Origin of the sequence: Actinocrinis sp. (genome assembly GCF_035946395.1) — a bacterium.
Lineage (GTDB): Bacteria > Actinomycetota > Actinomycetes > Streptomycetales > Catenulisporaceae > Actinocrinis.
On the sequence record NZ_DASYZI010000210.1, the window covers coordinates 11883 to 35625 of the forward strand.

General features: G+C 67.9%; 24 protein-coding genes and 1 pseudogene. 18 read left to right on the top strand and 7 right to left on the bottom strand.

From position 1 onward, the window contains the following. Positions 1–226: 226 nt before the first annotated feature. The 6 genes from VGS97_RS13110 to VGS97_RS13135 all read left to right on the top strand — a co-directional run bounded on the left by VGS97_RS13110 (position 227) and on the right by VGS97_RS13135 (position 8589). The gene (locus VGS97_RS13110) at positions 227–3040 is read left to right on the top strand and encodes a cellulose binding domain-containing protein (RefSeq protein WP_326853689.1); all 2814 of its coding nucleotides are present in this window, start codon (positions 227–229) and stop codon (positions 3038–3040) included. A 377-nt stretch (positions 3041–3417) separates the two neighbouring features. Further along, positions 3418–4200, top strand: a complete 783-nt coding sequence (locus VGS97_RS13115) for an MHYT domain-containing protein (RefSeq protein ID WP_326853690.1) — start codon at positions 3418–3420, stop codon at positions 4198–4200. Next, positions 4193–6595, top strand: a complete 2403-nt coding sequence (locus VGS97_RS13120; protein ID WP_326853691.1) for a nitrate- and nitrite sensing domain-containing protein — start codon at positions 4193–4195, stop codon at positions 6593–6595. Before VGS97_RS13115 ends, VGS97_RS13120 begins: the two co-directional genes overlap by 8 nt. Positions 6596–6768: 173 nt before the next feature. Next, positions 6769–7212 carry a roadblock/LC7 domain-containing protein gene (locus VGS97_RS13125; protein WP_326853693.1) on the top strand — a complete coding sequence of 148 codons (444 nt, stop codon included), beginning with the start codon at positions 6769–6771 and terminating at the stop codon, positions 7210–7212. Further along, the gene (locus VGS97_RS13130; RefSeq protein WP_326853694.1) at positions 7209–7736 is read left to right on the top strand and encodes a DUF742 domain-containing protein; all 528 of its coding nucleotides are present in this window, start codon (positions 7209–7211) and stop codon (positions 7734–7736) included. The genes VGS97_RS13125 and VGS97_RS13130 overlap by 4 nt, the downstream gene beginning before the upstream one ends. 289 nt (positions 7737–8025) lie before the next feature. After that, positions 8026–8589 carry an ATP/GTP-binding protein gene (locus tag VGS97_RS13135; protein ID WP_326853714.1) on the top strand — a complete coding sequence of 188 codons (564 nt, stop codon included), beginning with the start codon at positions 8026–8028 and terminating at the stop codon, positions 8587–8589. 52 nt (positions 8590–8641) lie between these two features. Here the strand turns inward: VGS97_RS13135 and VGS97_RS13140 are convergent, their stop codons facing one another. Together VGS97_RS13140 and VGS97_RS13145 are read right to left on the bottom strand one after the other, a co-directional pair. Further along, on the bottom strand, positions 8642–9226 hold the full coding sequence (locus VGS97_RS13140; protein ID WP_326853695.1) for a pyridoxamine 5'-phosphate oxidase family protein: 585 nt from the start codon (positions 9224–9226) through the stop codon (positions 8642–8644). 142 nt (positions 9227–9368) lie between these two features. Continuing rightward, the gene (locus VGS97_RS13145) at positions 9369–11468 is read right to left on the bottom strand and encodes a cellulose binding domain-containing protein (protein ID WP_326853696.1); all 2100 of its coding nucleotides are present in this window, start codon (positions 11466–11468) and stop codon (positions 9369–9371) included. Positions 11469–11723: 255 nt separating this feature from the next. Here VGS97_RS13145 and VGS97_RS13150 point away from each other — a divergent pair, with 255 nt between their 5' ends. The 3 genes from VGS97_RS13150 to VGS97_RS13160 all read left to right on the top strand — a co-directional run bounded on the left by VGS97_RS13150 (position 11724) and on the right by VGS97_RS13160 (position 15013). Next, entirely contained in the window at positions 11724–13436 is a 1713-nt protein-coding gene (locus VGS97_RS13150; RefSeq protein ID WP_326853698.1) for a cellulase family glycosylhydrolase, read from the top strand. A 108-nt stretch (positions 13437–13544) separates the two neighbouring features. Beyond that, the gene (locus VGS97_RS13155; protein ID WP_326853699.1) at positions 13545–14102 is read left to right on the top strand and encodes a gluconokinase; all 558 of its coding nucleotides are present in this window, start codon (positions 13545–13547) and stop codon (positions 14100–14102) included. A gap of 113 nt (positions 14103–14215) precedes the next feature. Further along, the gene (locus VGS97_RS13160) at positions 14216–15013 is read left to right on the top strand and encodes an exodeoxyribonuclease III (RefSeq protein WP_326853700.1); all 798 of its coding nucleotides are present in this window, start codon (positions 14216–14218) and stop codon (positions 15011–15013) included. 28 nt (positions 15014–15041) lie between these two features. Here the strand turns inward: VGS97_RS13160 and VGS97_RS13165 are convergent, their stop codons facing one another. After that, on the bottom strand, positions 15042–15227 hold the full coding sequence (locus tag VGS97_RS13165) for a hypothetical protein (RefSeq protein ID WP_326853701.1): 186 nt from the start codon (positions 15225–15227) through the stop codon (positions 15042–15044). A gap of 483 nt (positions 15228–15710) precedes the next feature. Between VGS97_RS13165 and VGS97_RS13170 the strand changes: the two genes are divergently transcribed. The 6 genes and pseudogenes from VGS97_RS13170 to VGS97_RS29570 all read left to right on the top strand — a co-directional run. Continuing rightward, positions 15711–17417 carry a DUF262 domain-containing protein gene (locus tag VGS97_RS13170; protein WP_326853702.1) on the top strand — a complete coding sequence of 569 codons (1707 nt, stop codon included), beginning with the start codon at positions 15711–15713 and terminating at the stop codon, positions 17415–17417. Beyond that, positions 17404–18663 carry a type II toxin-antitoxin system HipA family toxin gene (locus tag VGS97_RS13175; RefSeq protein WP_326853703.1) on the top strand — a complete coding sequence of 420 codons (1260 nt, stop codon included), beginning with the start codon at positions 17404–17406 and terminating at the stop codon, positions 18661–18663. Before VGS97_RS13170 ends, VGS97_RS13175 begins: the two co-directional genes overlap by 14 nt. Further along, positions 18660–18866 carry a hypothetical protein gene (locus tag VGS97_RS29820; protein ID WP_326853704.1) on the top strand — a complete coding sequence of 69 codons (207 nt, stop codon included), beginning with the start codon at positions 18660–18662 and terminating at the stop codon, positions 18864–18866. Before VGS97_RS13175 ends, VGS97_RS29820 begins: the two co-directional genes overlap by 4 nt. 68 nt (positions 18867–18934) lie before the next feature. After that, complete coding sequence (locus VGS97_RS13185) at positions 18935–19189, top strand: type II toxin-antitoxin system VapB family antitoxin (protein ID WP_326853705.1); 255 nt, start codon at positions 18935–18937, stop codon at positions 19187–19189. Continuing rightward, entirely contained in the window at positions 19186–19584 is a 399-nt protein-coding gene (locus VGS97_RS13190; protein WP_326853706.1) for a type II toxin-antitoxin system VapC family toxin, read from the top strand. The genes VGS97_RS13185 and VGS97_RS13190 overlap by 4 nt, the downstream gene beginning before the upstream one ends. A gap of 63 nt (positions 19585–19647) precedes the next feature. After that, positions 19648–19779 (top strand): annotated as a pseudogene (locus VGS97_RS29570) (exodeoxyribonuclease III); the annotation flags it as partial. 28 nt (positions 19780–19807) lie between these two features. Here VGS97_RS29570 and VGS97_RS13195 read toward each other — a convergent pair. The 4 genes from VGS97_RS13195 to VGS97_RS13210 all read right to left on the bottom strand — a co-directional run bounded on the left by VGS97_RS13195 (position 19808) and on the right by VGS97_RS13210 (position 21411). Then, positions 19808–20242 carry a type II toxin-antitoxin system VapC family toxin gene (locus tag VGS97_RS13195; protein WP_326853707.1) on the bottom strand — a complete coding sequence of 145 codons (435 nt, stop codon included), beginning with the start codon at positions 20240–20242 and terminating at the stop codon, positions 19808–19810. Further along, complete coding sequence (locus tag VGS97_RS13200) at positions 20239–20508, bottom strand: hypothetical protein (RefSeq protein WP_326853708.1); 270 nt, start codon at positions 20506–20508, stop codon at positions 20239–20241. Before VGS97_RS13200 ends, VGS97_RS13195 begins: the two co-directional genes overlap by 4 nt. A 159-nt stretch (positions 20509–20667) precedes the next feature. Continuing rightward, entirely contained in the window at positions 20668–20793 is a 126-nt protein-coding gene (locus tag VGS97_RS13205) for a hypothetical protein (protein WP_326853709.1), read from the bottom strand. Between the two features lie 78 nt (positions 20794–20871). Next, positions 20872–21411 carry a hypothetical protein gene (locus tag VGS97_RS13210; RefSeq protein WP_326853710.1) on the bottom strand — a complete coding sequence of 180 codons (540 nt, stop codon included), beginning with the start codon at positions 21409–21411 and terminating at the stop codon, positions 20872–20874. Between the two features lie 335 nt (positions 21412–21746). Here VGS97_RS13210 and VGS97_RS13215 point away from each other — a divergent pair, with 335 nt between their 5' ends. From VGS97_RS13215 to VGS97_RS13225, 3 genes are all read left to right on the top strand, one after another. Beyond that, positions 21747–22367 carry a dihydrofolate reductase family protein gene (locus VGS97_RS13215; RefSeq protein ID WP_326853711.1) on the top strand — a complete coding sequence of 207 codons (621 nt, stop codon included), beginning with the start codon at positions 21747–21749 and terminating at the stop codon, positions 22365–22367. A gap of 151 nt (positions 22368–22518) precedes the next feature. Beyond that, a complete protein-coding gene (locus tag VGS97_RS13220; protein ID WP_326853712.1) occupies positions 22519–22851 on the top strand; it encodes a YciI family protein in 333 nt (110 codons plus the stop codon). Continuing rightward, positions 22848–23743: RNA polymerase sigma factor (locus VGS97_RS13225; RefSeq protein WP_326853713.1), on the top strand; the 896-nt coding region annotated here is incomplete at its 3' end. The genes VGS97_RS13220 and VGS97_RS13225, both read left to right, overlap by 4 nt.

A 23743-nucleotide genomic window follows, 5' to 3' on the forward strand; every position in this document is an offset into this window, starting at 1 on the left:
GAGGCGCTTCGAAAGTTTCAGGGGGCCGGGCGGGGGCTGGGTGGATCCGGTACGTTCTGCCTGCGACGCCCCGGGATCTCGCCAAGCAAGCGCTTCGACGACATTGCCGGAATATCGCGTCAACTCTACGATCCCGAGCGTCAGTGCAATCGAAGCGCTTCGACGGATTACCCGCGCAGCCAGCGTCCGCCCGAGCGCCCACCCGCGAGGAGGCGGAGGCTCTCCCATGCGAAGAAGACTCGTCCAGGCCGCGGTCGCCGTGGCGGCCGCAGCGGCCGCGGCGGTGTCGCCGGTCCTGCTGAAGGCCGCAGCCACGCCGGCCGAGGCCGCCACCCCGGCCACCACCGCGTACAACTGGAACAGCGTCGCGATCGGCGGCGGCGGCTTCATCCCGGACATCGTGTTCAACACCGGGGCCGCGAACATCATCTACGCGCGCACCGACATCGGCGGCGTGTACCGCTGGAACCAGGGTTCGAGCTCGTGGACGCCGCTGATGGACTGGGTCGGCCAGTCCAACTGGGGCGACATGGGCGCGGTGTCCGTGGCCGCCGACCCGGTCAACACCAACAAGGTGTGGGCCGCGGTGGGCATGTACACCAACTCCTGGGACCCGAACAACGGCTCCATCCTGCGCTCCTCGGACCAGGGCAACACCTGGACCGCGACCGCGCTGCCGTTCAAGCTCGGCGGCAACATGCCCGGACGCGGCATGGGTGAGCGCCTGGCCGTGGACCCGAACGACGACAACATCCTGTACATGGGCATGCCCAGCGGGCACGGCCTGTGGAAGTCCACCGACTCCGGCGTGACCTGGTCGCAGGTGACCGCGTTCCCGAACGCGGGCAACTACGTGCAGGACTCCACCGACACCAACGGCTACCTCAGCGACAACCAGGGCGTGACCTGGGTCTCCTTCGACAAGGCCACCGGCACCTCCGGCAGCCCGACCAAGACCATCTTCGTCGGCGTGGCCGACCTACAGAACACGGTGTACGAGAGCACCGACGGCGGCTCGACCTGGTCGCGGGTGGCCGGGCAGCCGACCGGGTTCATGGCGCACAAGGGCGTGGTGGACGCGACCAACGGCATCCTGTACATCGCCACCAGCAACAAGGGCGGACCGTATGACGGCTCGTCGGGCGACGTGTGGAAGTACGCGCTCTCGACCGGGACGTGGACGCAGATCAGCCCGGTGAAGTCCTCGGACACCAGCAACGACTACTTCGGCTACAGCGGCCTGTCGATCGACGCGCAGCACCCGAGCACGATCATGGTGACCGGGTACAGCTCGTGGTGGCCGGACACGTACATCTGGCGCAGCACCGACGGCGGGACCACCTGGAAGCAGGCCTGGAACTACACCAGCTACCCGAACCGGGCCGACGCCTACACGCTGGACGCCTTGGCGTATCCGTGGCTGAGCTTCAACACCGCCACCGCAGAGCCGGTCGAGTCGCCGAAGCTGGGCTGGATGACCGAGGGCCTCTCGATCGACCCGTTCAACTCCAACCGGATGTTCTTCGGCACCGGCGCGACCCTGTTCGGCACCACCAACCTGACCAACTGGGACTCGGGCACCAGCTTCGGCATCAAGCCGTTCGTCACCGGTCTTGAGGAGACCGCCGTCAACGGCCTGATCAGCCCGCCGACCGGTTCAGCGCCGCTGATCTCCGCGCTCGGCGACCTGGACGGCTTCGTGCACACCTCGCTGACCACCGTGCCCTCGGCGATGTTCAACCAGCCGAACCTGAGCAGCGGCGACAGCGTGGACTACGCGGAGCTCCAGCCGGCCACCATCATCCGCACCGGTGACATCGACAAGACGCAGAGCGCGAACGCCAACACCAACCGCTTCGCGTTCAGCACCAACGGCGGCAGCAGCTGGTTCCAGGCGTCCGCCGAGCCCTCCGGCGTCACCGGCGGCGGGCAGGGCGCGGTCGCGGCCGACGCCAGTTCCGCGCTGTGGAGCCCGAAGGGCGCCGGGGTCTACTACACGACCACGTACGGCAGCTCGTGGACGGCGTCCACCGGCATTCCGGCCGGCGCGGTCATCGCCTCGGACCGGGTGAACCCGAAGGTGTACTACGGCTACTCGGCCGGCACGTTCTACGTGAGCACCAACGGCGGCGTCAGCTTCACCGCGAGCGCCGCGACCGGGCTGCCGACCACCGGCACCGTGAACATCAAGGCGATCGCGGGCACGGCCGGGGACGTGTGGGTCACCGGCGGCTCGCCGACCGGGACGTCGGGCATCTGGCACTCGACGAACTCGGGCGCGAGCTTCACCCAGCTCACCAGCGTCTCGGCCGCGATCAACCTCGGCTTCGGTAAGTCGGCCACCGCCGGCGGCTACCCGGCGCTGTACGCGATCGCGACGGTGAACGGCGTGCAGGGCATCTTCCGGTCCGACGACACCGGCGCGACCTGGACCCGCATCAACGACAACGCGCACCAGTGGGGCAACATCGGCGCGGCGATCACCGGCGACCCGCGCACCTACGGCCGCGTGTACGTCGGCACCAACGGCCGCGGCATCATGTACGGCGACCCGAGCGGCTCGTCCTCCGGCAGCCCGAGTGCAAGTGCCAGCGCAAGTGCGAGCCCGAGCAAGAGCGCCAGCCCGAGCGCGTCCGCGTCGGCTTCCGCCTCGCCGAGCCCGTCCAAGTCGGCCTCGCCCTCCGCGTCGGCCTCGCCGAGCCCGAGCCCCAGCACGACCGGGTTCGGCTGCAACGTCACGTACACCAGGAACAGTGAGTGGGGCGGCGGATTCGCCGCGACCGTCGTGATCACCAACACCGGCAGCACGGCCATCAGCGCGTGGACGGTGAAGTTCACCTTCCCCGGCGACCAGGTGGTGACCAGCTCCTGGAACGACGGAACGCTGACCCAGAGCGGCGAGACCGTCACCGTGACCAACGCCGCGTACAACGGCACGATCGCGCCGGGAGGCAACACCAACTTCGGGTTCCAGGGAACGTGGACGGCCAACGACTCGTCACCGACCTCGTTCAGCGTCAACGGAACCACCTGCCACTGAGCACTACTAAGGCTCCTGACGTGTGCTGACGACGCGTCACACCTCACGCCACCCCTGCGCTCCCGACGGAAGCGCAGGGGTGGCGCGCGTCCGCCCAAAGTCCGCCTCGTGTCAGCTGCGTGATTGCGCTCAGTGCACGGAAAACCCCGCAGCGCAAGCGCTCCCGTGCGATCGTCGGTTGACCAGTGACTTGCGATTGCAGATGCACAGCGCTGAACGCCGGGACGACACAGGGAGTCCTCAAGGTCGGCCGGAGCGGCGGCGAAAGACGCGGGTAGGGCAGCGCCCTTCTCCCGACCCGCGGCCTACGGCCGCCGTCGAGCCCCGGCCGACACGAGGAGCCCGGACGACACAGGGAGCCGATGGCGATGGGGCCGATGGGCGCTACGACGGAGACGGGCTTCGGCTGGGCCACGCCGGTTCTGTCGTACGTGATGGCGTGTGTGGGCGCGGCGCTCGGATTGCGGTGCACAGCGCGCGCACTGGCGGCGACCGGACGCGTGAAACGTGCATGGCTGCTGGCCGCCGCAGTCTCGATCGGCGCGGGGATCTGGACGATGCACTTCATCGCCATGCTCGGATTCGCGGTGACCGGCACCGAGATCCGCTACTCGGTCTGGCTCACCCTGCTCAGCCTGCTGGTGCCGATCGTGTTGACCTGGGCCGGACTGCTCGTCGTCGGATACGGACAAAGCCGCGCGCTCTCGCTGAGCCTCGGCGGGGCGATCACAGGCTTCGGTGTCGTGGTCATGCATTACACCGGGATGGCGGCGATACGGCTGAACGGCAGCATCGGCTACGACGCGGCGACGGTCGCGCTGTCCGTGCTCATCGCTGTGGCGGTGGCGGCGCTCTGGGCCGGGCTCACCGTGCGCGGACCGGCCGCCGCGCTCGGCGCGTCGCTGGTCATGGGGGTCGCGGTAAGCGCGATGCACTGCACCGGGATGCGCGCGGCCGAAGTGAAGGTAGCCGCCGACACAGCCGCCTCGGGGCTGGTGCCGGCCGGCGGCGCGAGCGCGACGGCATTCATCCTGCCGATGATCGTGTGCCTCGGCTCGATCCTCTTCCTCACGTCGGCGTTCGTGGCGCTCTCTCCCACCGGGACCCGGATAGAGAGCTCCATGCCGCCGGTGGCGGAGAGGCGGGGCTGGAATGCGTGAAGTCCGCACTCCCGCCGCGTCACGCAGCCATCGGCGCTCGCGCGCGCCACGGTGGAAGCTCCCGGCGCCGCGCCGGATCCCGCGCCCACGTGCGATCCGGGCGAAGGTCGTCGGCCTGCTCGCGATCCCGATCGTCTCGTTGATGACGCTGTGGGGCCTGGCAGCGGTCCAGGCCGCGCAGACCGTGTACACGCTGACCGAACTCAAGCAGCTCAGCGCGGCGGTTCACACGCCGACCGACGACGTCGTCAGCGCTCTTCAACGCGAACGCATCGGCGTCGCGTGGTTCCTGGGCACCGCCGGTTCAGTGCGGCCGGACGCGACGCTGACGGCGATGTACACGGCAACCGACTCGGCGGCCGGCACGTTGCGAACCGGCGCGGGCACCTCCGCCGCCGCGGCGGCGGGACTCGGCGCGGACGTCGGCGAACGCATCAGTACCCTGCTCGACGACCTGGCCGCGCTGCCCGCGCTGCGCGGCGAGGCGGCCAAGCGGCAGGTGACCTGGGCCACCGCACAAGCGGGCTACACAAAGGCGATCGAGGACGCGCTCGCTCTGGACGGCGGCCTCGCCGCGGCACTCGACCACGCCGGGCAGGGCGGCCAGTCGGCGTCCGAGGCGTGGGCCGTCATCGACGTGGCGCGTTCCCGGGAGATGCTCGCCCGCCAAGCCGCGATCGTGGCCAACGCGCGCGCGGGCGGCAGTGGCCTGAGCCCGGACGGCTACCGGCAGTTCGCCGGCGCCTGCTACAGCCAGTACGAACTCGAACAGGCCGCGCTACCCGAACTGCGCGCCGCCGACGCCGCGACGTACCGTCAGGCCACGTCGACGGCGGCCTACAAGCGGCTGCGCACCGCTCAGCAGACGCTGCTGGAAGCCGGTGATCAGGCCACGAACAACGGTGACACGAACAGCAGTGGCACAAACAACAGCGGCAACCTGGGCTCCGCCGACGGCGTGGACGTCGCCAACGCCGAAGACGCGTGGGCTTCATCGGCGCCGACAGCCCTCAGCGATCTCGGCGATGTGGTGACGGCGGCCGGAACGGCGGCGATCGCAGGAGTCGATCCGTACCGGCACGCGCTGGCGACGAAGGCAGGCGTCGGCGTGTTGCTCGGCCTGATCGCGCTGGTCGCCTGCCTGCTGGTGTCGGTCTGGATCGGCCGCGGGCTGGTGTTGGAGCTGGTCGGGCTGCGCGACGCGGCGCTCGACCTGGCCCGGCGGCGGCTGCCGCGCGCGATCTCCCGGCTGCGGGCCGGGGAGGCGGTGGACCTGGAGGCCGAGGCGCGGGCCGTGGCGTGGTCCGGCGCGGACGCGCGCGACGAGGTCGGTCAGGTGGCGCAGGCCCTGGCCGGCGTGCACCACGCGGCGTTGCGTGCCGCGCTGGACCGGGCCGAGGCGATCAGCGGCGTGTCCGCGGTGTTCTTGAACCTGGCCAGGCGCAGCCAGGCGCTGCTGCATCGGCAGCTGGCCCTGCTCGACGGGATGGAGCGCCGGATCGACGACGCACGCGACCTTGAGGACCTGTTCCGCCTCGACCACCTGGCCACCCGGATGCGGCGGCACGCCGAGGGCCTGATCATCATGTCCGGCGCGGCGCCGGGTCGTGGCTGGCGCAGGCCCGCGCCGCTGGTGGACGTGGTGCGCGGGGCGGTCGCAGAGGTCGAGGATTACGCACGCGTGGACGTGCTGCGGATGCCGGAGGCATACGTCGCAGGGGCCGTCATCGCGGACCTGACCCATCTGCTCGCCGAACTGGTGGAGAACGCGACCGCCTTCTCACCGCCGCACGCACGCGTGCAGGTGCTGGGTTCGCCGGTCGCCGCCGGGTACGCGGTGGAGATCGCGGACCGCGGGCTCGGTATGGGCGTCGAGGCGATGACCGAAGCGAACCGGCGGATCGCGAGCACCCGGCAGGACGACCTGTTCGACAGCGACCGGCTGGGGCTGTTCGTGGTCAGCCGACTGGCCCGGCGGCACGGTATCAGGGTCGCGCTACAACGGTCGGGGCACGGCGGGACGACGGCCGTGGTGCTGCTTCCCAGTGTGCTGTTGGAGGCGAGCCCGACGCCGGTGCCGAAGGCGGCGCTCGAAAGGCGCGTATCGGTCGCACGCGAGCCGGTGCTCGTGAGTGCGGGAACCGTGAGCGCAGGAACGACGAGTGCAGATACGACGTCAGCAGGCTCGCAGGCAGCTGACGGTCTCCCCCGCCGGGTGCGGCAAGCCAGCCTCGCGCCGGGGCTGCGCGGCGAGCCGGAATCACCATCGCCGGCCGAGAACGAAGACGATCCGTCTCCCCGCTCCCCCGAACAGGCGCGCGTGACGATGTCCGCGTACCAGAAAGGCTGGTCGCTCGGCCGCGCCTCATCCGAATCCGCGTCCCACGACGGCTGACCGTCGCCGTGCCAGACCGCCGTATCAGATCACGGTGTCAGACCGCTGTGTCAGACCGCTGCGTCAGGTCACAGTGTCAGATCACTGTGCCGGGTCAGATCACGGTGCCGAATCACACGTCCAGATCACCTCTCCCCTTCGCTGTGTCCAGATGACCGCGCCATGGAGGCCCGATGTCCCTCACCGCCAATCCCGGCGGCGTCAACACCGGCGGTGAGCTCGGCTGGCTGCTCGACGAGTTGGCCGCCGGCGTCCCGTCGATCCGGCACGCGGTGCTGCTGTCCACCGACGGCTTGGCCGTAGCCGCGACCGCCGGTCTGCCCCGCGAGGACGGCGAGCATCTGGCCGCCATCGCCTCCGGCTTCCACAGTCTGGCGAAGGGCGCCGGGCGGCACTTCGAGGTCGGAACGGTGCGCCAGACGATGGTGGAGTTCGACGGCGGGTTCCTGTTCGTGGTCGCGGCGGGCGGCGGCACCTGCCTGGCGGCGTTCAGCAACCCGGAGGGCGACGTCGGCCTGATCGCCTACGAACTGGCCCGGCTGGTGCGGCGAGTAGGCGAGCATTTGTTCACACCGCCACGTTCCGGGAGCGGCTCCGGCGCGGGCGCCGTGCCATGAACAACAGCCCCACGAGTGGCGGCGCGGTGTACAACAACCCAGCGAACGACGGCCCCGTGAACGGCAGACCCGTGAATAGCGGTCCCAGTCCCATGAACGGCGGCTGGCCGGCGGATCACGAACGCTCGGCACAGTGGTCCAATTCGGCGCAATGGTCCGACTCGGCACAGTGGTACGACGAGGACGCCGGGCCGCTCGTGCGACTGTACGCGCTCACCCGCGGCCGTGCGCGCGCCGATGATCAGATCTTCAACCTGATGACGTTGGTCACCGCCCAAAGCGGTCCGTACGACGATCCGACACTCGGCCCCGAACAGGCGCGAGTGCTCGCGCTGTGCCGGCACGTGCCGCAGCCGGTGGCCGAGATCGCGTCCCGCTGCGACCTGCCGCTGGGCGTGACCCGGGTGCTGCTGGGCGACCTGCTGGAGATCGGACACATCAGGGTCCGCCAACCGGCCGCGCCGGCCGACGTGTTCGACGAACGCATCCTGCAGGAGGTGATCGATGGTCTTCGCGCGCTCTGACCACGGGTCCGGCCGCCGCCGCGCACCCGGCGGCGGCACGGCGCATCAGGACACCGGGATATTTCAAGGCACAGGGTTGTTCCAAGATGCCGGGTTGTTTCAAGACACGGGGTTGTTTCAAGACACAGGGTTGTACCAGGACTCCGGGCCGTATCAGGACTCGGCCTCGCATGAGGGCACCGGACTGTATGAGGGCACCGGGTTGCATGAGAACACTGCGTCGTATGAGGACACTGCGTCGTCGTGTCGGGACACCGGCCATGAGGCCGAACCGTTCGTCGCGCTCAAGATCCTCGTCGCAGGCGGCTTCGGTGCCGGCAAGACGACGCTCGTCGGCGCGGTGAGCGAGATCAGGCCGCTGCGTACCGAGGAGACGATGACCGAGGCGGGGCGGGACGTGGACCAGACCGCGGGGGTCGAGCGCAAGTACACCACCACGGTGGCGATGGACTTCGGCCGGATCACCATCCGCGACGGACTCGCGCTGTACCTGTTCGGCACGCCCGGTCAGGACCGCTTCTGGTTCCTGTGGGACGAACTGGCACAGGGCGCGCTCGGCGCGGTGGTGCTGGCCGATACGCGCAGGCTGGCCGACTGCTTCCCCGCGGTGGACTTCTTCGAGCGCCGGCGCATCCCGTTCGCGGTGGCCGTCAACTGCTTCGACGGCGCCCGCCGGTTCACGCCGCAGGAGGTCGGCGAGGCGCTGAACCTCGAAGCGCGAACCCCGGTGGTGCTGTGCGACGCCCGGCAGCGCGCCTCCGGCAAGCAGGTGCTGATCGCGCTGGTCGAACACGCGAGCCGGCTTCACACGGCGATGCGGCACCAATCCGCCGATCCGCCGCCGCACTGGTGATCCCCGGTCGCAGCCGACACGCTCATGACCGGACGGCGCGGGGCGACGGCGGTCACGATCGGGGCACCGAGGTCGGCAGCGGATGGTCGGGGTCGAGTGCGGGAAGTCCGTCCAGGCTCCTGGCGTTGACCCCGGCGACGCGCTCGGCCCATTCCTCGGGGGTGCGCGTCGCGTGGACCTTGTCGAGCACCGGCCGCTCGTCGACCAACTCCATGTACGGGACCGCATACCCGCAGGAGTCGGCGACCCGCTCGACGTCGATCAGGATGATCGAGCGCAGGCCCGGGTGTTCGAGGTTGAAGCGCGGGGCGAGCGCGGCGAACTCGGGGTCGTCCGCTCGCAGGACCCTGCCGTGACCGTGCAGCCGCAGGATGCGCGAGTTGCGGGTGAAGGAGCAGAACATCACCACGATCCGGCCGTTCTGCTTGACGTGCGCGATGGTCTCCGCCCCGGAGCCGAACAGGTCCAGGTACGCGACGGTGCGCTCGTCGATGACGGCGAACGAGTCCCGGTAGCCCTTCGGCGAGATGTTCACCAGGCCGTCGGCGCCGCTCGGCGCGGTGCCGACGAAGAACATCGGCTGAGCCTCGATGAACTCGCGGACGTCATCGTCGATCTCTGTGAAGGTGTGCGCCATACGCCGCTCCCTGCCTGCCGTTGCGTACCACGTCGTCGCCCCAGAGCCATGGTAAGGCCCGAAGCGCCCCGCGCCGCATACGCTGTGGGGTGCATCACGCGTGATGCACCCCACAGCCGGAACAGCGGTGTCACTCAGCTCGTCATGAGCTGTACGTCGTCGTGCAGACCGTTCCGTTGAGGCTGATCGCCGCGGGCGACGGATACGCCCCGGCCTCGTTGCCCACGAAACCGATGTTGAACGAGTTGCCGCCGTTGGGCGCCAGGTTCGCGTCCCAGTCGACGTTGGTGGCGTGCACGTTCTGGCCGCTCGACGTCCAGTTCGCGTTCCAGCCGGAGTTGAACGACTCGGTCGTGGCCGGGAAGCTGAAGGTCAGCGTCCAGCCGTTGATCGCGCTCGGCCCGGTGTTGGTGATGGTCAGCGAGGCGACGTAGCCGCTGCCCCACGACGTCGTGATCTGATAGTTCACGGCGCACGTGCTGTTGCTCGGCGTGCTCGTGGTGAAGCTCACCGGAACCGACGCCCGCGACAGGTTGCCCATCTGGTCCGTCGCCAGCACGTTGATCGTGTAGCCGGTGCCGGGCACCAGGTTGTACAGCGTCGCGGAGGTCGAGTTCGACTCGGCCAGCAACTGGCTGGTCGTGCCGAACTGCTGGTAGACCTCGTACCGGGCCACCTGGCCGCCGCTCGACGGCGTCCAGCTGATCGTGGCCTGGCTGCCGGTGACCCCGGACGCCGCCGGCGCGCCGGGAGCCGTCAGGGCGCTGACGCCGTTGCCGGAGGGCGTGAGCACGACCGTCTCGATCGAGTACGGCGCGATCGTCTGGCTGCTGCTCGTGCCCTGCGACGCCGACGTGATCGAGCTCGCCTCGTCGCCGTAGGTGTAGACGGTCGGCGTCGCGGTGCTCGGCTGGTACCCGGTGTAGTGCAGGTTGACCGGATAGGCGTTGTTCGGGTCCTTGTTCACCAGCTGCACGGCCAGATCGCCGTTGGCCTGGAGCACCGCGTGCGCGCTCACCAGCGACTGGTCGGTCCCGGCGCGCACCATCTGGTCGCCCGGCCGCCCCAGCTTGCTCAGCATGCTGATCGCGAAGTACGGCGGGAACGGGGTGTTGAGGGCCGGCTCGCACACCGAGCCGGTGCAGGTGGCGCTGGACAGGACGCCCCAGTCGTTGTAGTCGGTGGCGCCGTCGGGTGCGGTGCTGATGGTGCCCGCGCCGTTGTGCGTGTCCCACCAGTCCACGTTGAACACGCCCTGCTCCAGCGCGGTCATGTACGAGTCGGCGCCGAACAGCGCGTCGGGCTGCGTCGTGGTGTCGACGCCCGAGTTCATCTCGGTGAGCGCGATGCCGATGTTCGAAGCGTTCGACCCGGCGTACTGGTTGATCTCGCTGCGCAGCTGGGCCAACTCGCCGGTCAGCTGGCTCGGCTCGGACAGCGCGGTCGCGGCACCCTGGCCGTTCGGGTACCAGTGCACGATGGCGAAGTCGATGGCCGATCCGGCGATCGAGAGCACCGTGCGGTTCCAGTCGTAGGCGTCGCCGCCGGCGACGGCGCCGTCCGGCCAGTTGCCCGGCAGTGTCAGCACGGCGCCGATCTTGATCGTCGGGTCGACGGCCTTCATCGCGGAGATGTACTGGAGCACGTTGTTCGCGTACGTCGCCGGGCTCTTGCTCGCGTGGTTGTCGGCTTCCCAGTCGGCGCCGTAGTAGCCGTTGCCGTAGTTCTCGTTGCCGATCTCCCAGTACTTGTCGCCGTAGCCCTTGGTGACGTTGGCGTACTGGACCCAGCCCGCCGCCTCGGCCGGCGTGCCGGTGCCGTAGTTGGCGATCAGGATCGGCTGCGCCCCGATCTTCTTCACGGTGCCCATGAAGGAGTCGAAGTCCGTGCCCGGCGCGACGTAGCCGCCGGGCGCCGTGTTCGTCTGCCAGTGGTAGATGTCGCCGTACGAGCCGCCGGGATAGCGCAGCATGCCGATTCCCGCCTGCGACAGCAGATTCTGCACCACGGGGACGTTCATCTGGTTGTCCCATACCGCGCTGTTGAGGCCGTAGCCGGTCGCGGGTATGGTGCCGAGTCCCTCGTGGGCGTTGACTGTGACGTTCACCGCGTTGACGGCCGACGCCGTCGCGCTCGCGCCGAGCGTTGCCGCGCCCGCCGGGGCCAGCGCCCCGGCCAGCGTGAGCGCGGCCGCCCCGGCGGTCCGCCGCAGCCAGCGAGCGCGCCTTGGTCCAGAGCTCACCTCGTACTCCTTCCGAACATCCGATCATCAGCACTCGGATCGTCGCGCCCGGCCGCCGAGAGCGTCAACGTCCTGTGAAACTTACACGCAGGCTGAGCATCGAAAACCGTCGAATTCGCAGGTCGCCGAACCGCTCGCGGCACCGGGCCGCACCCGCCTCGTCCGCGGTCTTGGAACATACCCGGCGGCTTCGTAGCTTCGGTGCACCGGCCGAATCGGTCGATTCGAGCGGACGCCTCAAGGAGCGGTATTTCCATGCAAACAATGAGACTCGACGCGGCGGCGGCCGCACGGCGGCGCCCGGTGGTCCTGTCCGCGCTGGCCGTGAGCGCGGTGCTGGCCGCGATCGCGGCGCTGCTGGTCGCCTTCGGCCCGCTGGCCCGCGCGGCGGGTGCGGTCGGCGCGGGCTACTGGCACACCTCCGGCAGCCAGATCCTGGACTCGAACGGCAACGTCGTACGCATCGCGGGCGTGAACTGGTACGGGTTCGAGACCCCGGACGAGATCGCGCACGGCCTGTGGGCGCAGGACTACCACGCGGTCATCAACGACATCAAGAACCTGGGATACAACACGATCCGGATCCCGATCTCGGACCAGGCGGTCGAGACCCCGGTCGTGCCGCAGAACTTCAGCCAGTACAACACCGGCCCGATCAACACGGACCTGGTGGGCCTGAACGACCTACAGATCCTGGACAAGATCGTCAGCTACGCAGGCCAGGACGGCCTGAAGGTCATCATCGACAACCACCGCTCCGAGGCCGGCGAGACGGCCGAGTCGAACGGGCTGTGGTACACCAGCGCGTACCCGAGCTCGGCCTGGGTCAACGACTGGTCCACCATCGCCAAGCGCTACGCGGGCAACTCCACGGTCATCGGCTTCGACCTGCGCAACGAGCCGCACACGCCGACCGGCGTCGCCTACGCCAGCGCCGCGACCTGGGGCTCCGGCGACCCGAACACCGACATCCGGCTGGCCTACGAGCAGGCGGGCAACGCGGTCCTGGCCGCCGACCCCAACGCGCTGGTCTTCTGCGAGGGCATCAGCAACTTCCCGAACTCGGCGGCCAGCGGCGGCTATGACACCACCTGGTGGGGCGGCAACCTGGAGGGGGTCACGCAGTACCCGGTCGTGCTCAGCTCCCCCGGCCACGTGGTCTACTCGGCGCACGACTACGGGCCGACCCTGTTCCAGCAGACCTGGTTCAACTCCTCGACCACGTCGGCGAGCCTGGACGCGGTGTGGAACAAGTTCTGGGGCTACATCCCGCAGCAGAACATCGCGCCGCTGTGGGTCGGCGAGTTCGGCACCGGCAACGGCGCCACGGACGTGTCCGACTCCACCGCCGGCTCGCAGGGCCAGTGGTTCTCCTCGCTGGTCTCGTACATCAAGTCCAACAACATGAGCTGGACCTACTGGGCGCTCAACGGCGAGGACTCCTTCGCGCTGCTGGACGGCAGCTACGACCCGACCCCGGTCAGCGCGGCCAAGCAGTCGCTGCTCGCGACGATCCAGGACCCGCTCTCCGGCGCCGGAAGCACCGGCAGCGCGTCGCCCTCGACGTCGGCATCGGCGTCGAGATCCCCGTCGCCCTCCGCCTCACCGTCGGCATCCGCGTCGCCGTCCAGTTCCCCGTCGTCGGGCGGCGCCGTGTCCTGCACCGCCGCGTACTCGCTGACCAACAGCTGGGCGGGCGGCTTCCAGGGCCAGATCGTGCTGACCAACACCGGGACCTCGACCATCAACGGCTGGACGATCAACTGGACCTTCCCGGGCGACCAGAAGATCAACCAGATGTGGACCGCGTCCTACACGCAGACCGGTGAGGCGGTCGCCGCGACCAACCTGTCGTACAACTCGACGATCGCGCCCAACGCCAACGTGACGATCGGCTTCACCGGGACGTTCACGAACAGCGACGCCAACCCGACCTCCTTCACCGTCAACGGGACCGCCTGCCACTAAGCGATCCACCGCCCCCTCCACCGTGCCCCGGCCGACACCGATAGTCGGCCGGGGCACGGCTCTCTCATCTCGACCGCGCCGCCACCTCAGCCGTCTAAGATCATCCCCGTGACAACGCAGACCCCGTCCACGCCTCCAGCGACACCGGCCGACCCGCCATGCATCCTGCTCGTCACCGGCGTATCCGGCAGCGGAAAGAGCACGGTCGGCGCGTTGCTCGCGCGGCGGCTGGGTTGGGCGTACGCGGAGGCCGACGACTTCCACCCCGAGGAGAACCTGGCGAAGATGGTCGCCGGCCAGCCCCTCGACGACGCCGACCGGCGTCCCTGGCTGGCCGGCATCGGCGCCTGGATAGACGCGGCGAGCGCGGACGGCCGGCCCGCGGTGGTCAGCTGCTCGGCGCTCAAGCGCGCCTACCGCGACCAGCTACGCGCCGGCCGTCCGAACGTGCGACTGATCTACCTGGACGTCGACCGCCGGATCATCGGCGCGCGCCTGGCCGCGAGGCGTGACCACTTCTTCCCGGCGAAGCTGCTGGACAGCCAGTTCGCGGACCTGGAACCGCCTGCCGACGACGAGCGCCCACACCGCGTCCGGATCACCGTGGACAGTCAGGCGGAGCAGATCGCCGAGGACCTGGCCGCGTCCATGCTCTGCGACGATTAGCGCGATCTCGTGACAATGGCGCGACTACGCTCCCGATGTCAGTGCCGAGAGCGAGAATGTCCGCGCACCCACAATCCAGTCGCCCGATCCGCCCCGCCCCCGGAGAGTCCGCCGTGATCACAGTTTCCACCGCCAACGTCAACGGCATCCGCGCCGCGTCCCGCAAAGGCTTCGACCGCTGGCTCGCGCAGAGCGCCGCGGACGTCGTCTGCCTCCAAGAGGTGCGCGCCGAACCGAAGGAGATCCCCGCCGAACTGCGCGAACCCGAAGGCTGGCACGTGCTGTTCGCCCCGTCCAGCGCCAAGGGCCGCTCCGGCGTGGCGATCTACAGCCGCACCGAGCCCCGGGAAGTACGCATCGGCTTCTCCTCCGCCGAGTTCGACACCTCGGGCCGGTACGCCGAGATCGACCTGCCGACCGTGACCGTGGCCAGCCTCTACCTGCCCTCCGGCGAGGTCGAGACCGAGCGACAGGTCGAGAAGGAGCGGTTCATGGCCGAGTTCCTCGACTACCTCAAGGCGGCCAGGTCCCGCGCCGAGGCACAAGGCCGCGAACTCGTGGTCTGCGGCGACTGGAACATCGCGCACCGCGAGGCGGACCTGAAGAACTGGAAGACCAACCAGAACGCCTCCGGCTTCCTGCCGCACGAGCGCGCGTGGCTCTCGCGGGTCTTCGACGAGGCCGGTTACGTGGACGTGCTGCGCGCCCTGCACCCCGAGGGCCCCGGCCCCTACTCGTGGTGGTCGTACCGCGGCCGCGCCTTCGACAACGACGCCGGCTGGCGCATCGACTACCAGATCGCCACCCCCGGCCTGGCCAAGCTGGCGACCAGCGCCGTCGTCGAACGCGCCGTCGACCACCCGTCTCGGTGGAGCGACCACGCCCCGGTGACCGTCACGTACGAAGCCTGACCGCTCGCCGCTTCTCGGATGCGCGCTGCTACGCAGGTTGCGCCAGCGGCAGCCCGGCGGCGGCGGCCACACGCGCCAATGTTCTGTCGTAGGTGATGAAATCGGTCAACGTATTACCGACTTCCCGTGCGCAGATCAGGTGGATCGCATCCAACGAGCCGACGTGAGGGCCGTCCCCGTACACCGCGGCGGCGGCGAACACTTCCCGGTCCAAGACCTGACACCTGAGCATCTGCTCCCGGCGAGGTACGTCTCAAGCACGGGCGTCTCTTTCTCGGCGAGGACCAGCTTCACCATAGCGCACGAATCTGGATAGATCACGTTCGCTCGCGCATCGACTCGAGAATCTCCGCCAAAGTGGACTCTCCGGACACGGCCGACGGCAAGGGGCTGCCATGGCTCCAGATCATCGCGTCGGTGCCCTCGCACGCCGGTCGAGGCAGTTTGTCAATCCGATTCGATCTGCTGGCGCATCGACTGCCGGATCGCCACCCTGGCGTGGCCAAACACGCGGCCAGCACCATCATCGAACGCCCCCCACGCACGCCGAGCGCCAGTCGAACCACGCCCGGTACCAGTGGCATTCGACGTGTGATCAGATTGTTCCGCTGAACACCACTCGCGTCGAATCCATTTCCTGCTTGCCGTCCAAGATCGGCTGTGCAAACCTGATGCCGACGTCACTGGAAGGCGGAACATGACCAAGCCCGGGCCGGACACCCAGCCGAGCGCCATCACCTATGAGCTCGATGATCTGGTCACGCTCGCATGGAACGGCCGCGTCCGCGTTCCCCACTTCCAGCGGGATTTCAGGTGGGGCACCGAGGATATCCTGCGCCTCTTTGACAGTATCGTCAAAGGGTATCCGATCGGCAGTCTGCTGATCTGGGTTCGCCAGTCCGCGAAAGAACGCGTCACTCTCGGCGCCCTGAGCCTGGAAGCGCCAGAAGGTGGTGACGCGTTTTGGATTGTGGACGGTCAGCAGCGCGTCACCAGCCTGGCGAACGCTCTTCACGCAGACGGAGCTCTGAACTCCACCTTTTCGATTCATTACGATCTCGAAGCACGAGAATTCGTTCCGAGCCCGAAACTGCCGGAGCCGCATCTCATTCCTATGCCTGTGCTCTTTGATCTGGAGAAGCTGGTGGAGTGGATGGCGGCCACGAAGCCAACGGAGAGCCAGTCCCTCGAAGCTCGGCGCGTCATGAAACTGCTACGCCAATTCAAGATTCCGGCAACACTCGTCCGACAGGAAGACGAGGGAACTCTCACCGTCATCTTCGACCGGATGAACAACTATGGAAAGCGACTGAGCAGGGCAGAGATCTTTTCGGCGCTGTTCGCTGGCCCCGAGGAAGGCGCGCGAAACCGCCTGTCGCTTCCGCGAATCGCGGAGCGCGTCGCAGCACAAACCGGGTTTGGGGCCATCGACACCAACACTGTGCTCCACGCTGTCCTTGCGCGCCGCGGCCCAGATCCTTCGCGAGACATCCGGTCCGAGTTTGATGACAAGATACGCCGCAGCGACCCAGAATTTCCCGGCGAGGATCAGGAGACAGCCTTTGCTGAAGGCGAGAAGGCTTTGACGCGAGCGGTCGAGTTCCTTCAGCAGGTTGCCGGAGTTCCTCACCTGTCGCTCGTTGCCTATAAGGCGCCACTTGTCGTTCTCGCCCGATTTTTCGCTCATTTCCCAGACCCGCAGCCGCGTAATCTCCAGTTGCTGCGTCGGGCCTACTGGCGTGTCGCCGCGAGCGGGCCTGTCGTATTCAAGGGTAGCTTTAGCGCGATGAGTCGAACCCTATGCGCCCTCATCGTGCCAGGAGACGAACCAGGCTCGGTCGACGGGCTGGTAAAGTCCATGGAAGCCGCAGGAGGACCCACGTTACCTAATCCTGCCCGCTTCCGGACGAACGAGGCCACGGGGAAAATCATCCTGTGCTCATGGTGGGACCTGCACCCCAGGTCCGCCTCCACCGGTGCCGCCTTCGGCGCCCGCGAACTCTCAAACCTCCTCGCCGACGAGACCACAGCCGCCCTCGCGGTTCGCCAGATCTACTCCAGCAAACTGGGCGGAACCAAGCAGTTGTGGGCCGCCAACCGCGTGTTCGTACCAAGCCAGACAGACTCAGCCGACACACTTCTCGAGACCCTCAGCCAGCAGCCGATAGACCTCGACGACGCGACTTGGGACGCCGTACTCGCGTCGCACTGTATGGATCGGGAAACTGCCGACCATCTGGCGGCGGGACGCCGCGACGAATTTCTTGACGTCCGTCAAGCGAGAGTCGCTTCGAACCTCCACGACTTCCTCGCCAAGATGGCAGAGTGGAAGTTCGAGGACACCCCTGCCCTCGATTCGCTCGACCTTGACGAACTGGACGAATTCGCTGATGGCGTTGAGTGAGAAGTACTTCGCAGTTCTCCTGCATGGCCGACGGATCGGAACACTCCGCCAGCGGGGCGACTATACACAGTTCGGTTTCAACGAAGGTTACTTGGCCGACCCGGCGCGCCCGATCCTTGGCCTGCGTTTCGAGGAGAACCTCCGCAAGCCATACGCATCGGCTCTGCGACTGCCGCGATGGTTCTCCAACTTGTTGCCTGAAGGGCCGTTGCGCGAGTGGATCGCAGCAGACCGGAAGGTCGCTCTCGACCGCGAAATGGAACTGCTTGTGCAGGTTGGGCGCGATCTACCCGGTGCCATCCAGGTTATCGGAGCCGAAGGTCCCGACGAGCACGACGACTGGCACGATAGCGGTGGGCCAGTTGATCCCGGCACAGCTCAGGTAACGAACAACACATCACCATGGCGGTTCTCCCTCGCGGGTGTCGCACTCAAGTTCTCAATGCTGGCGCATGGGGACAGGCTCACTGTTCCCGCTGTAGGTGAGCATGGCGATTGGCTCGTCAAGTTTCCGGATTATCGGTTTCCGGACGTACCACGCAACGAGTTCACGATGATGTCGCTCGCTCGAAGCACCGGAATCGAGGTTCCTGAGATCCGCCTTGTCCATCGAGACGAGTTGGAGGGGCTCCCATCGCGCATGTGGCCGAACACAGAAGAGTGGGCCTACGCGGTGCGTCGCTTCGACCGGCGCATGGACGAAAGTCGAAGCGCGGTTCACATCGAGGATTTCGCTCAGGTGCGCGACAAGTACCCGCAAGCCAAGTACGAGGGCACCTTTGAGACCGTCGCGGCCCTCGCATATCGGGGTAGAGACCTCAGGGCATTGCGGGAGGTTGCGCGGAGGCTCGCATTTTCTGTCATGATCGGTAACGGGGACGCGCATCTCAAGAACTGGTCGCTCATTTATCCAGATAGGCGCATCCCGACACTTTCTCCAGCATATGATTTGGTATCGACAACTCAGTATCGTGACGCCGCAGATGATATGGAGGACCTGGGCCTCAGGTTCTGTGGTACGAAGAACTTCGAAGCTGTCCGGTACTCCTCGTTCACCCAGCTCGAGACACGCCTTGATCGACGCTTTGGCAAGATCGGTGGCGGGCTCGAAGACGTTGCGGCGCAAACCGCTCGAGCCGTGGTAGATGCCTGGCCGGAGCACCGTGATCATCTGTCCGGCAATCGGGAGCTGGTCACAGGCATCTCCGACTGGATCACAGAACGCTTCAAATCCATGGGGTCGTGACGCACGATCAGGGAGCTCGACGGCGGCAGTGGCTCACGGCGCTGTGCCGTTGTCAATCCGAGTCGATCCGCTGGCGTATCGACTACCAGATCGCCACCCCCGGCCTGGCCCAGCGCGCCACCAGCGCCCGCATCGAGCGCCCGACCGCGCACGAGCAGCGCTGGTCCGACCACGCCCCGGTCACGGTCACGTTCGACGTGTGATCAAGTGCTGCGCCTCACCCTGAGACGAGGTACCATGGTATCGATCAGTGGTAGAAAGGTGGAGACCCATGAGCCTCAATATCAAGAACGAGGAGACACACCATCTGGTCCTAGAGCTCGCACGCCTGACTGGCGAAAGCCAGACGACGGCGGTCACCGTGGCGGTTCGAGAGCGACTGGACCGCGTTCGCGCAGTGCACAGCGCGAGTTTGGCCGAGCGGCTGCTCGCCATAGGAGAGGATACGGCGAGGCGACTGAGCGAGCCGTTCCGATCCGCCGAACACGGCGATCTGCTCTACGACGAGAACGGGCTGCCCGCGTGATCATCGACACGTCTGCCGTCATTGCGATCCTCCGAGCCGAGCCCGACGCGGCCGTGTTCGCAGAGGCGATCGAAGCGGCGACCATCCGCAGAATGTCTGCTGCCAACCTCCTGGAAGCCGCGATCGTCATCGACAGCAGTCGGGATCCGGTGGCTAGTCGGAGATTCGACGAACTCGTCCAGGCCGCACACATCCGCGTCGAGCCGGTCACCGAGGAACAGGCCCGCATCGCTCGAGAGGCCTATCGCGACTTCGGCAAGGGCAGCGGGCACCCGGCCGGGCTCAACTTCGGCGGCTGCCTGGCATACGCCCTCGCGAAGAACATGAACGAGCCGCTGCTCTTCAAAGGCAAGGACTTCATCCACACGGACATCGCATCGGCCGTCACTCCGTGAGGCAACTGATCACACCACACACAGACACCGTCCCTCACACATTGTGAATCCGCGTCGATCCGATGGCGCATCGACTACCAGATCGCCACCCCCGGCCTGGCCAAGCTGGCGACCAGTGCCGTCGTCGAACGCGCCGTCGACCACCCGTCGCGGTGGAGCGACCACGCCCCGGTGACGGTCGCGTACGAAGCCTGACCGCGCGCGGCTTCCGGGAAGCGCGGTACTACGCGGGTTGCGCCAGCGGCAATCCGGCGGCGGCGGCCGCGCACGCCAGCGTCTTGTCATAGGTGATGAAATCGGTCAGCGTGTCGCCGACTTCTCGGGCGCAGACCAGATGGATCGCATCCAATGAGCCGACGTGGGGGTCATCGTCGTACACCGCGGCGGCGGTGAACACCGCTCTGTCCACGACAAGCAGATCGATCCGGTCGAGCAACCGGGCAGCGGCGGCGAGACGCTCATCACGGACGACGGGGTCGACCACCAGCCGCCGTTGCGCATCGTGGCACGACCGGCGCACGACCCTGACGACTTCGGTCAGGGCGAGCTGACAGCTGAGCATCTGCGACCTGCGCCCGGCAAGGTATGCCTCCAACGCGGGCGTCTCCTTCTCGGCGAGCACCAGCTTGACCAGAGCGCACGAATCCAGATAGATCACGTTCGCTCCTGCGCACGCATCGCTTCGAGAATCTCCGTCAGCGTCGATTCCCCGGGCTCGGCAGGCGGTAGGGGCCGCCAGGCCTCCAAGTCATCGCGGCGGCGGGGCTCCAGCCTGCCCGCAGCGATCAACTCCGCCCGGCGCCGCTCAGCCGCAGTGAGCGGTACCAGCCACGCGACCGGTGATCCGTTGCTCGTCACCGGAACCGGATGGTCGATCCCGGCCACCTGGTCGACGGTGAGCTTGCCGAGTTCACGCATCGTCAAGGCGAGTATCGGCGCCCCGGGCTCGCGCGGCGCTCTCTCTGAGCGAGGCTTGTGCTTCTGACCTGCGGTTCGGGTAACCATGCCCGACAGTATACTTTGCCGCCCGACGATTTCCTCGCTCGCCGGACGCGACGGCACGCACTGTTCAGGTCAAGCCCTTCACCGCAGCCACTGGCGCTCGACGACGTAGCCCATCCTTGCGACGGCATGCAGCGCGTCCGGCACGCCGGAATCGTCGGCGACGGCCAGGACGTCCGCGCCGCCGAATTTGACTGCCTCGGCCATACCAGGCAAGGACGCACAGCCGCACCCCGGCCGGAGCCGGGGTGCGCAGGAGGTCGGCCGAGACGGCCGGGCCGGGAATCAGAACCCGTTGACCACGGCGACGATGGTCTCGGTGGGCGGGTAGAACCCCGTCATCCCATTCGGGTCGTACCAGGTCCACTCGCCGACGACGGTACCCGGCGGGAGGTAGGCGGGCACGGCGAGCGCAACGCCGCTACCGGTCGCGACGCCGATCAGTTCGTCCTGGTAGGCGAGGGTCACGGATACGTTCAGGGTGCACTGGAGCCCGAACAGATTGGCGGCACAGGTGCCGACGACCGCACCGGTGTCGCTCCTGACGAACGGGAAGATCGCGTGGTTGGGGTCCACGATCCCCGTGCCCGCCTGGGGCGAGAAGGTGAGGGTCGTGCCGGTCTCGGCGGTGCAGTCGGCGTTCGTCAGGCACTCCATTCCGAACGTGGTGAACGCGGTCGTCCCGTGGGCGACCGTGGTGGAGCGCTCCGGCCAGCCCCAGTTGCCGGTGGAGGCCGAAGCGGTGGCGGCGCTCGCCAGGACACCCGCGGCAGCGCACAGACTGACGACGGCGAGGGCGATGCTGCGCTTGAGTATCGACGGCATGGCGTGTTTCCTTTTCAAAGGAGAGGGCCAACATTCTCGATACCAGCGTTAGCGATATCGCCGCACTCTCACAATGGTCCGTCATACCCCGCGAGCGCGCGATTCTCCGTTATTCCTACTTTAGGATTACCTTGCGCCGAGCTGGACAGATGCCTGGACGTCCAAACTCAGGAGAAAGCATCATCAGATGCCTGGCTGAAGGGCGAATTCCGTTTCAGGCATGGGGCGGGAAATCTTCGCATGGACTTCCGGGGGGCAGTGTCGGATCGGGGCAGGGCCGTTCGTAGTAGGGGTGAGAGGCCGCCCGTGGGGCGCTCGGAGCGCAGGGAGTCGAGATGAAACTGACGACTGTCACGATGATCACCGTCGACGGGGTGATGCAGGGGCTCGGCGGGCCGCAGGAGGACCGCAGCGACGTGTTCTGGCGTGGCGGGTGGCAGGGTCCCGTGTGGGACGAGGAGGCCGGGGCGTTCCTGAACCAGATCTACGGGCGCGCGGAGGCGTTCCTATTCGGTCGGCGCACCTACGAGCCCTTCGCCGACTACTGGGGAGCGATGCCGGATCCGGATGGCAACCCGATCGCGGGTCCGTTGAACAGGCGGCCCAAGTACGTGGCGTCGAACACGCTGACCGAGGGCCGGTGGGCGGACACGACCGTGCTGTCCGGTGACGTCGCGGCCGCCATGCGCGAGTTGAAAGCCAGGCCAGGCGGAGAGTTGCAGGTGCACGGCAGCGGCGCTCTGGTCCGCTGGCTGCTGGAGAACTCGCTGGTCGACGAGATCATCCTGTTCACCTGCCCCGTCGTGCTCGGTCAGGGCACGCGGCTGTTCCCCGACGACGGCCCGGACGTGGCACTTGAGCTGCTCGAATCGCGGTCCACTCCTCACGGGATCACAATCCAGGTTTACCGAACCAACGGGCACCCGCGGTATGCGAGGGCCGACGCCAAGCCGTGAGGCAGGCGCGGCACCCGGTGGCCAGCGGGTGGTGGACGGCGGGCGCTTGAAAGAAATCCGGGCGGTGGTGTCCGATTGAGGCGGAGACGTTCGTAGCAGGGGTGAGCGGCCGCCCGCGAGGGGCGCCCCGAAGCACAGGAGATGATCCGAGATGCAGTACCTGGTTTCCGTGATCGCCGACGAGATCCCCGGCTCGGCCACGCCGCAGGAGGACGCCGCGATCGACGTGTTCAACGAGCGGCTCCAGGCCGAGGGGCACTGGGTCTTCGCCGGCGGTCTCGGGGCGCCCGTCGCGGCCACGGTGATCGACAACCGGGGCGGGGAGCCGATGTTCAGCGACGGGCCGTTCCTGGAGTCGAAGGAGTACCTCGCCGGCTTCTGGATCATCGAGGCTCCCGACCTGGACGTGGCGCTCAGGCTGGCGGCGGAGGGGTCGAAGGCCTGCAACCGGAAGATCGAGGTGCGGCCGTTCCTGTCAGCGTGACCGACGCGCGCGAGGCGATCACCCGGGTTCACCGTGAGGAGTGGGCGCGGGTGGTCGCCGCCTTGGCCAAACGCTTCGGCGACCTGGAGATCGCCGAGGAGGCGGCGGCCGAGGCGTTCGCCATCGCGGTGGAGCGGTGGCCGACCGAGGGCGTGCCGCCGAACCCCGGTGCCTGGCTGACCACCACCGCCAGCCGCAGAGCCATCGACCGGATCAGGCGCGAGAACAAGCGCGACGACAAACAGAAGGAGGCTCGGCTCTTGTACGACGACGACGACCCGCCCGAGCCTCCGGGCGCCATCGACGACGAGCGGCTGCGGCTGATCTTCACCTGCTGCCACCCGGCGCTGTCGATCGAGAGCCGCGTGGCGCTGACGCTGCGTATGGTCGCCGGCCTGACCGTGGGCGAGATCGCCCGGGCCCTGCTGGTGCAGGAGAGCGCCACGGGGCGGCGGATCACCCGCGCGAAGACCAAGATCAAGGAAGCGCGCATCCCCTATCGGGTGCCGTCCGCGCAGGATCTGCCGGCCCGGGTTTCCGGCGTGCTGACCGTCATCTACCTGGTCTTCAATGAGGGCTACCTGGCCACCGGGCCCGGCACCGATCCCGTGCGCCACGACCTGACCGCAGAGGCGATCCGGCTCGCCCGCCTGATCCGCGCCCTGATGCCCGCCGACGGCGAGGTGGCCGGGCTGCTGGCGCTGATGCTGCTGATCGAGGCTCGCCGTACCGCCCGCGTCTCGGGCAGCGGCGAACTGGTTCCCCTCGACGAGCAGGATCGCGGGTCCTGGAACGCGGCGCTGATCGCCGAGGGCCACCAGTTGGTACGCGAGCGCCTGGCCACCGGGGTGGCCCCGGGTCGCTACCAGATCCTCGCGGCGATCAACGCCGT

Excerpts from the sequence above, each read along its gene's own strand:
- VGS97_RS13110 (WP_326853689.1), top strand. The coding sequence starts at position 227 with ATGCGAAGAAGACTCGTCCAGGCCGCGGTCGCCGTGGCGGCCGCAGCG.
- VGS97_RS13115 (WP_326853690.1), top strand. The coding sequence starts at position 3,418 with ATGGGCGCTACGACGGAGACGGGCTTCGGCTGGGCCACGCCGGTTCTG.
- VGS97_RS13120 (WP_326853691.1), top strand. The coding sequence starts at position 4,193 with ATGCGTGAAGTCCGCACTCCCGCCGCGTCACGCAGCCATCGGCGCTCG.
- VGS97_RS13125 (WP_326853693.1), top strand. The coding sequence starts at position 6,769 with ATGTCCCTCACCGCCAATCCCGGCGGCGTCAACACCGGCGGTGAGCTC.
- VGS97_RS13130 (WP_326853694.1), top strand. The coding sequence starts at position 7,209 with ATGAACAACAGCCCCACGAGTGGCGGCGCGGTGTACAACAACCCAGCG.
- VGS97_RS13140 (WP_326853695.1), bottom strand. The coding sequence starts at position 9,226 with ATGGCGCACACCTTCACAGAGATCGACGATGACGTCCGCGAGTTCATC.
- VGS97_RS13150 (WP_326853698.1), top strand. The coding sequence starts at position 11,724 with ATGCAAACAATGAGACTCGACGCGGCGGCGGCCGCACGGCGGCGCCCG.
- VGS97_RS13170 (WP_326853702.1), top strand. The coding sequence starts at position 15,711 with ATGACCAAGCCCGGGCCGGACACCCAGCCGAGCGCCATCACCTATGAG.
- VGS97_RS13175 (WP_326853703.1), top strand. The coding sequence starts at position 17,404 with ATGGCGTTGAGTGAGAAGTACTTCGCAGTTCTCCTGCATGGCCGACGG.
- VGS97_RS13185 (WP_326853705.1), top strand. The coding sequence starts at position 18,935 with ATGAGCCTCAATATCAAGAACGAGGAGACACACCATCTGGTCCTAGAG.
- VGS97_RS13205 (WP_326853709.1), bottom strand. The coding sequence starts at position 20,793 with ATGGCCGAGGCAGTCAAATTCGGCGGCGCGGACGTCCTGGCCGTCGCC.
- VGS97_RS13210 (WP_326853710.1), bottom strand. The coding sequence starts at position 21,411 with ATGCCGTCGATACTCAAGCGCAGCATCGCCCTCGCCGTCGTCAGTCTG.
- VGS97_RS13215 (WP_326853711.1), top strand. The coding sequence starts at position 21,747 with ATGAAACTGACGACTGTCACGATGATCACCGTCGACGGGGTGATGCAG.
- VGS97_RS13220 (WP_326853712.1), top strand. The coding sequence starts at position 22,519 with ATGCAGTACCTGGTTTCCGTGATCGCCGACGAGATCCCCGGCTCGGCC.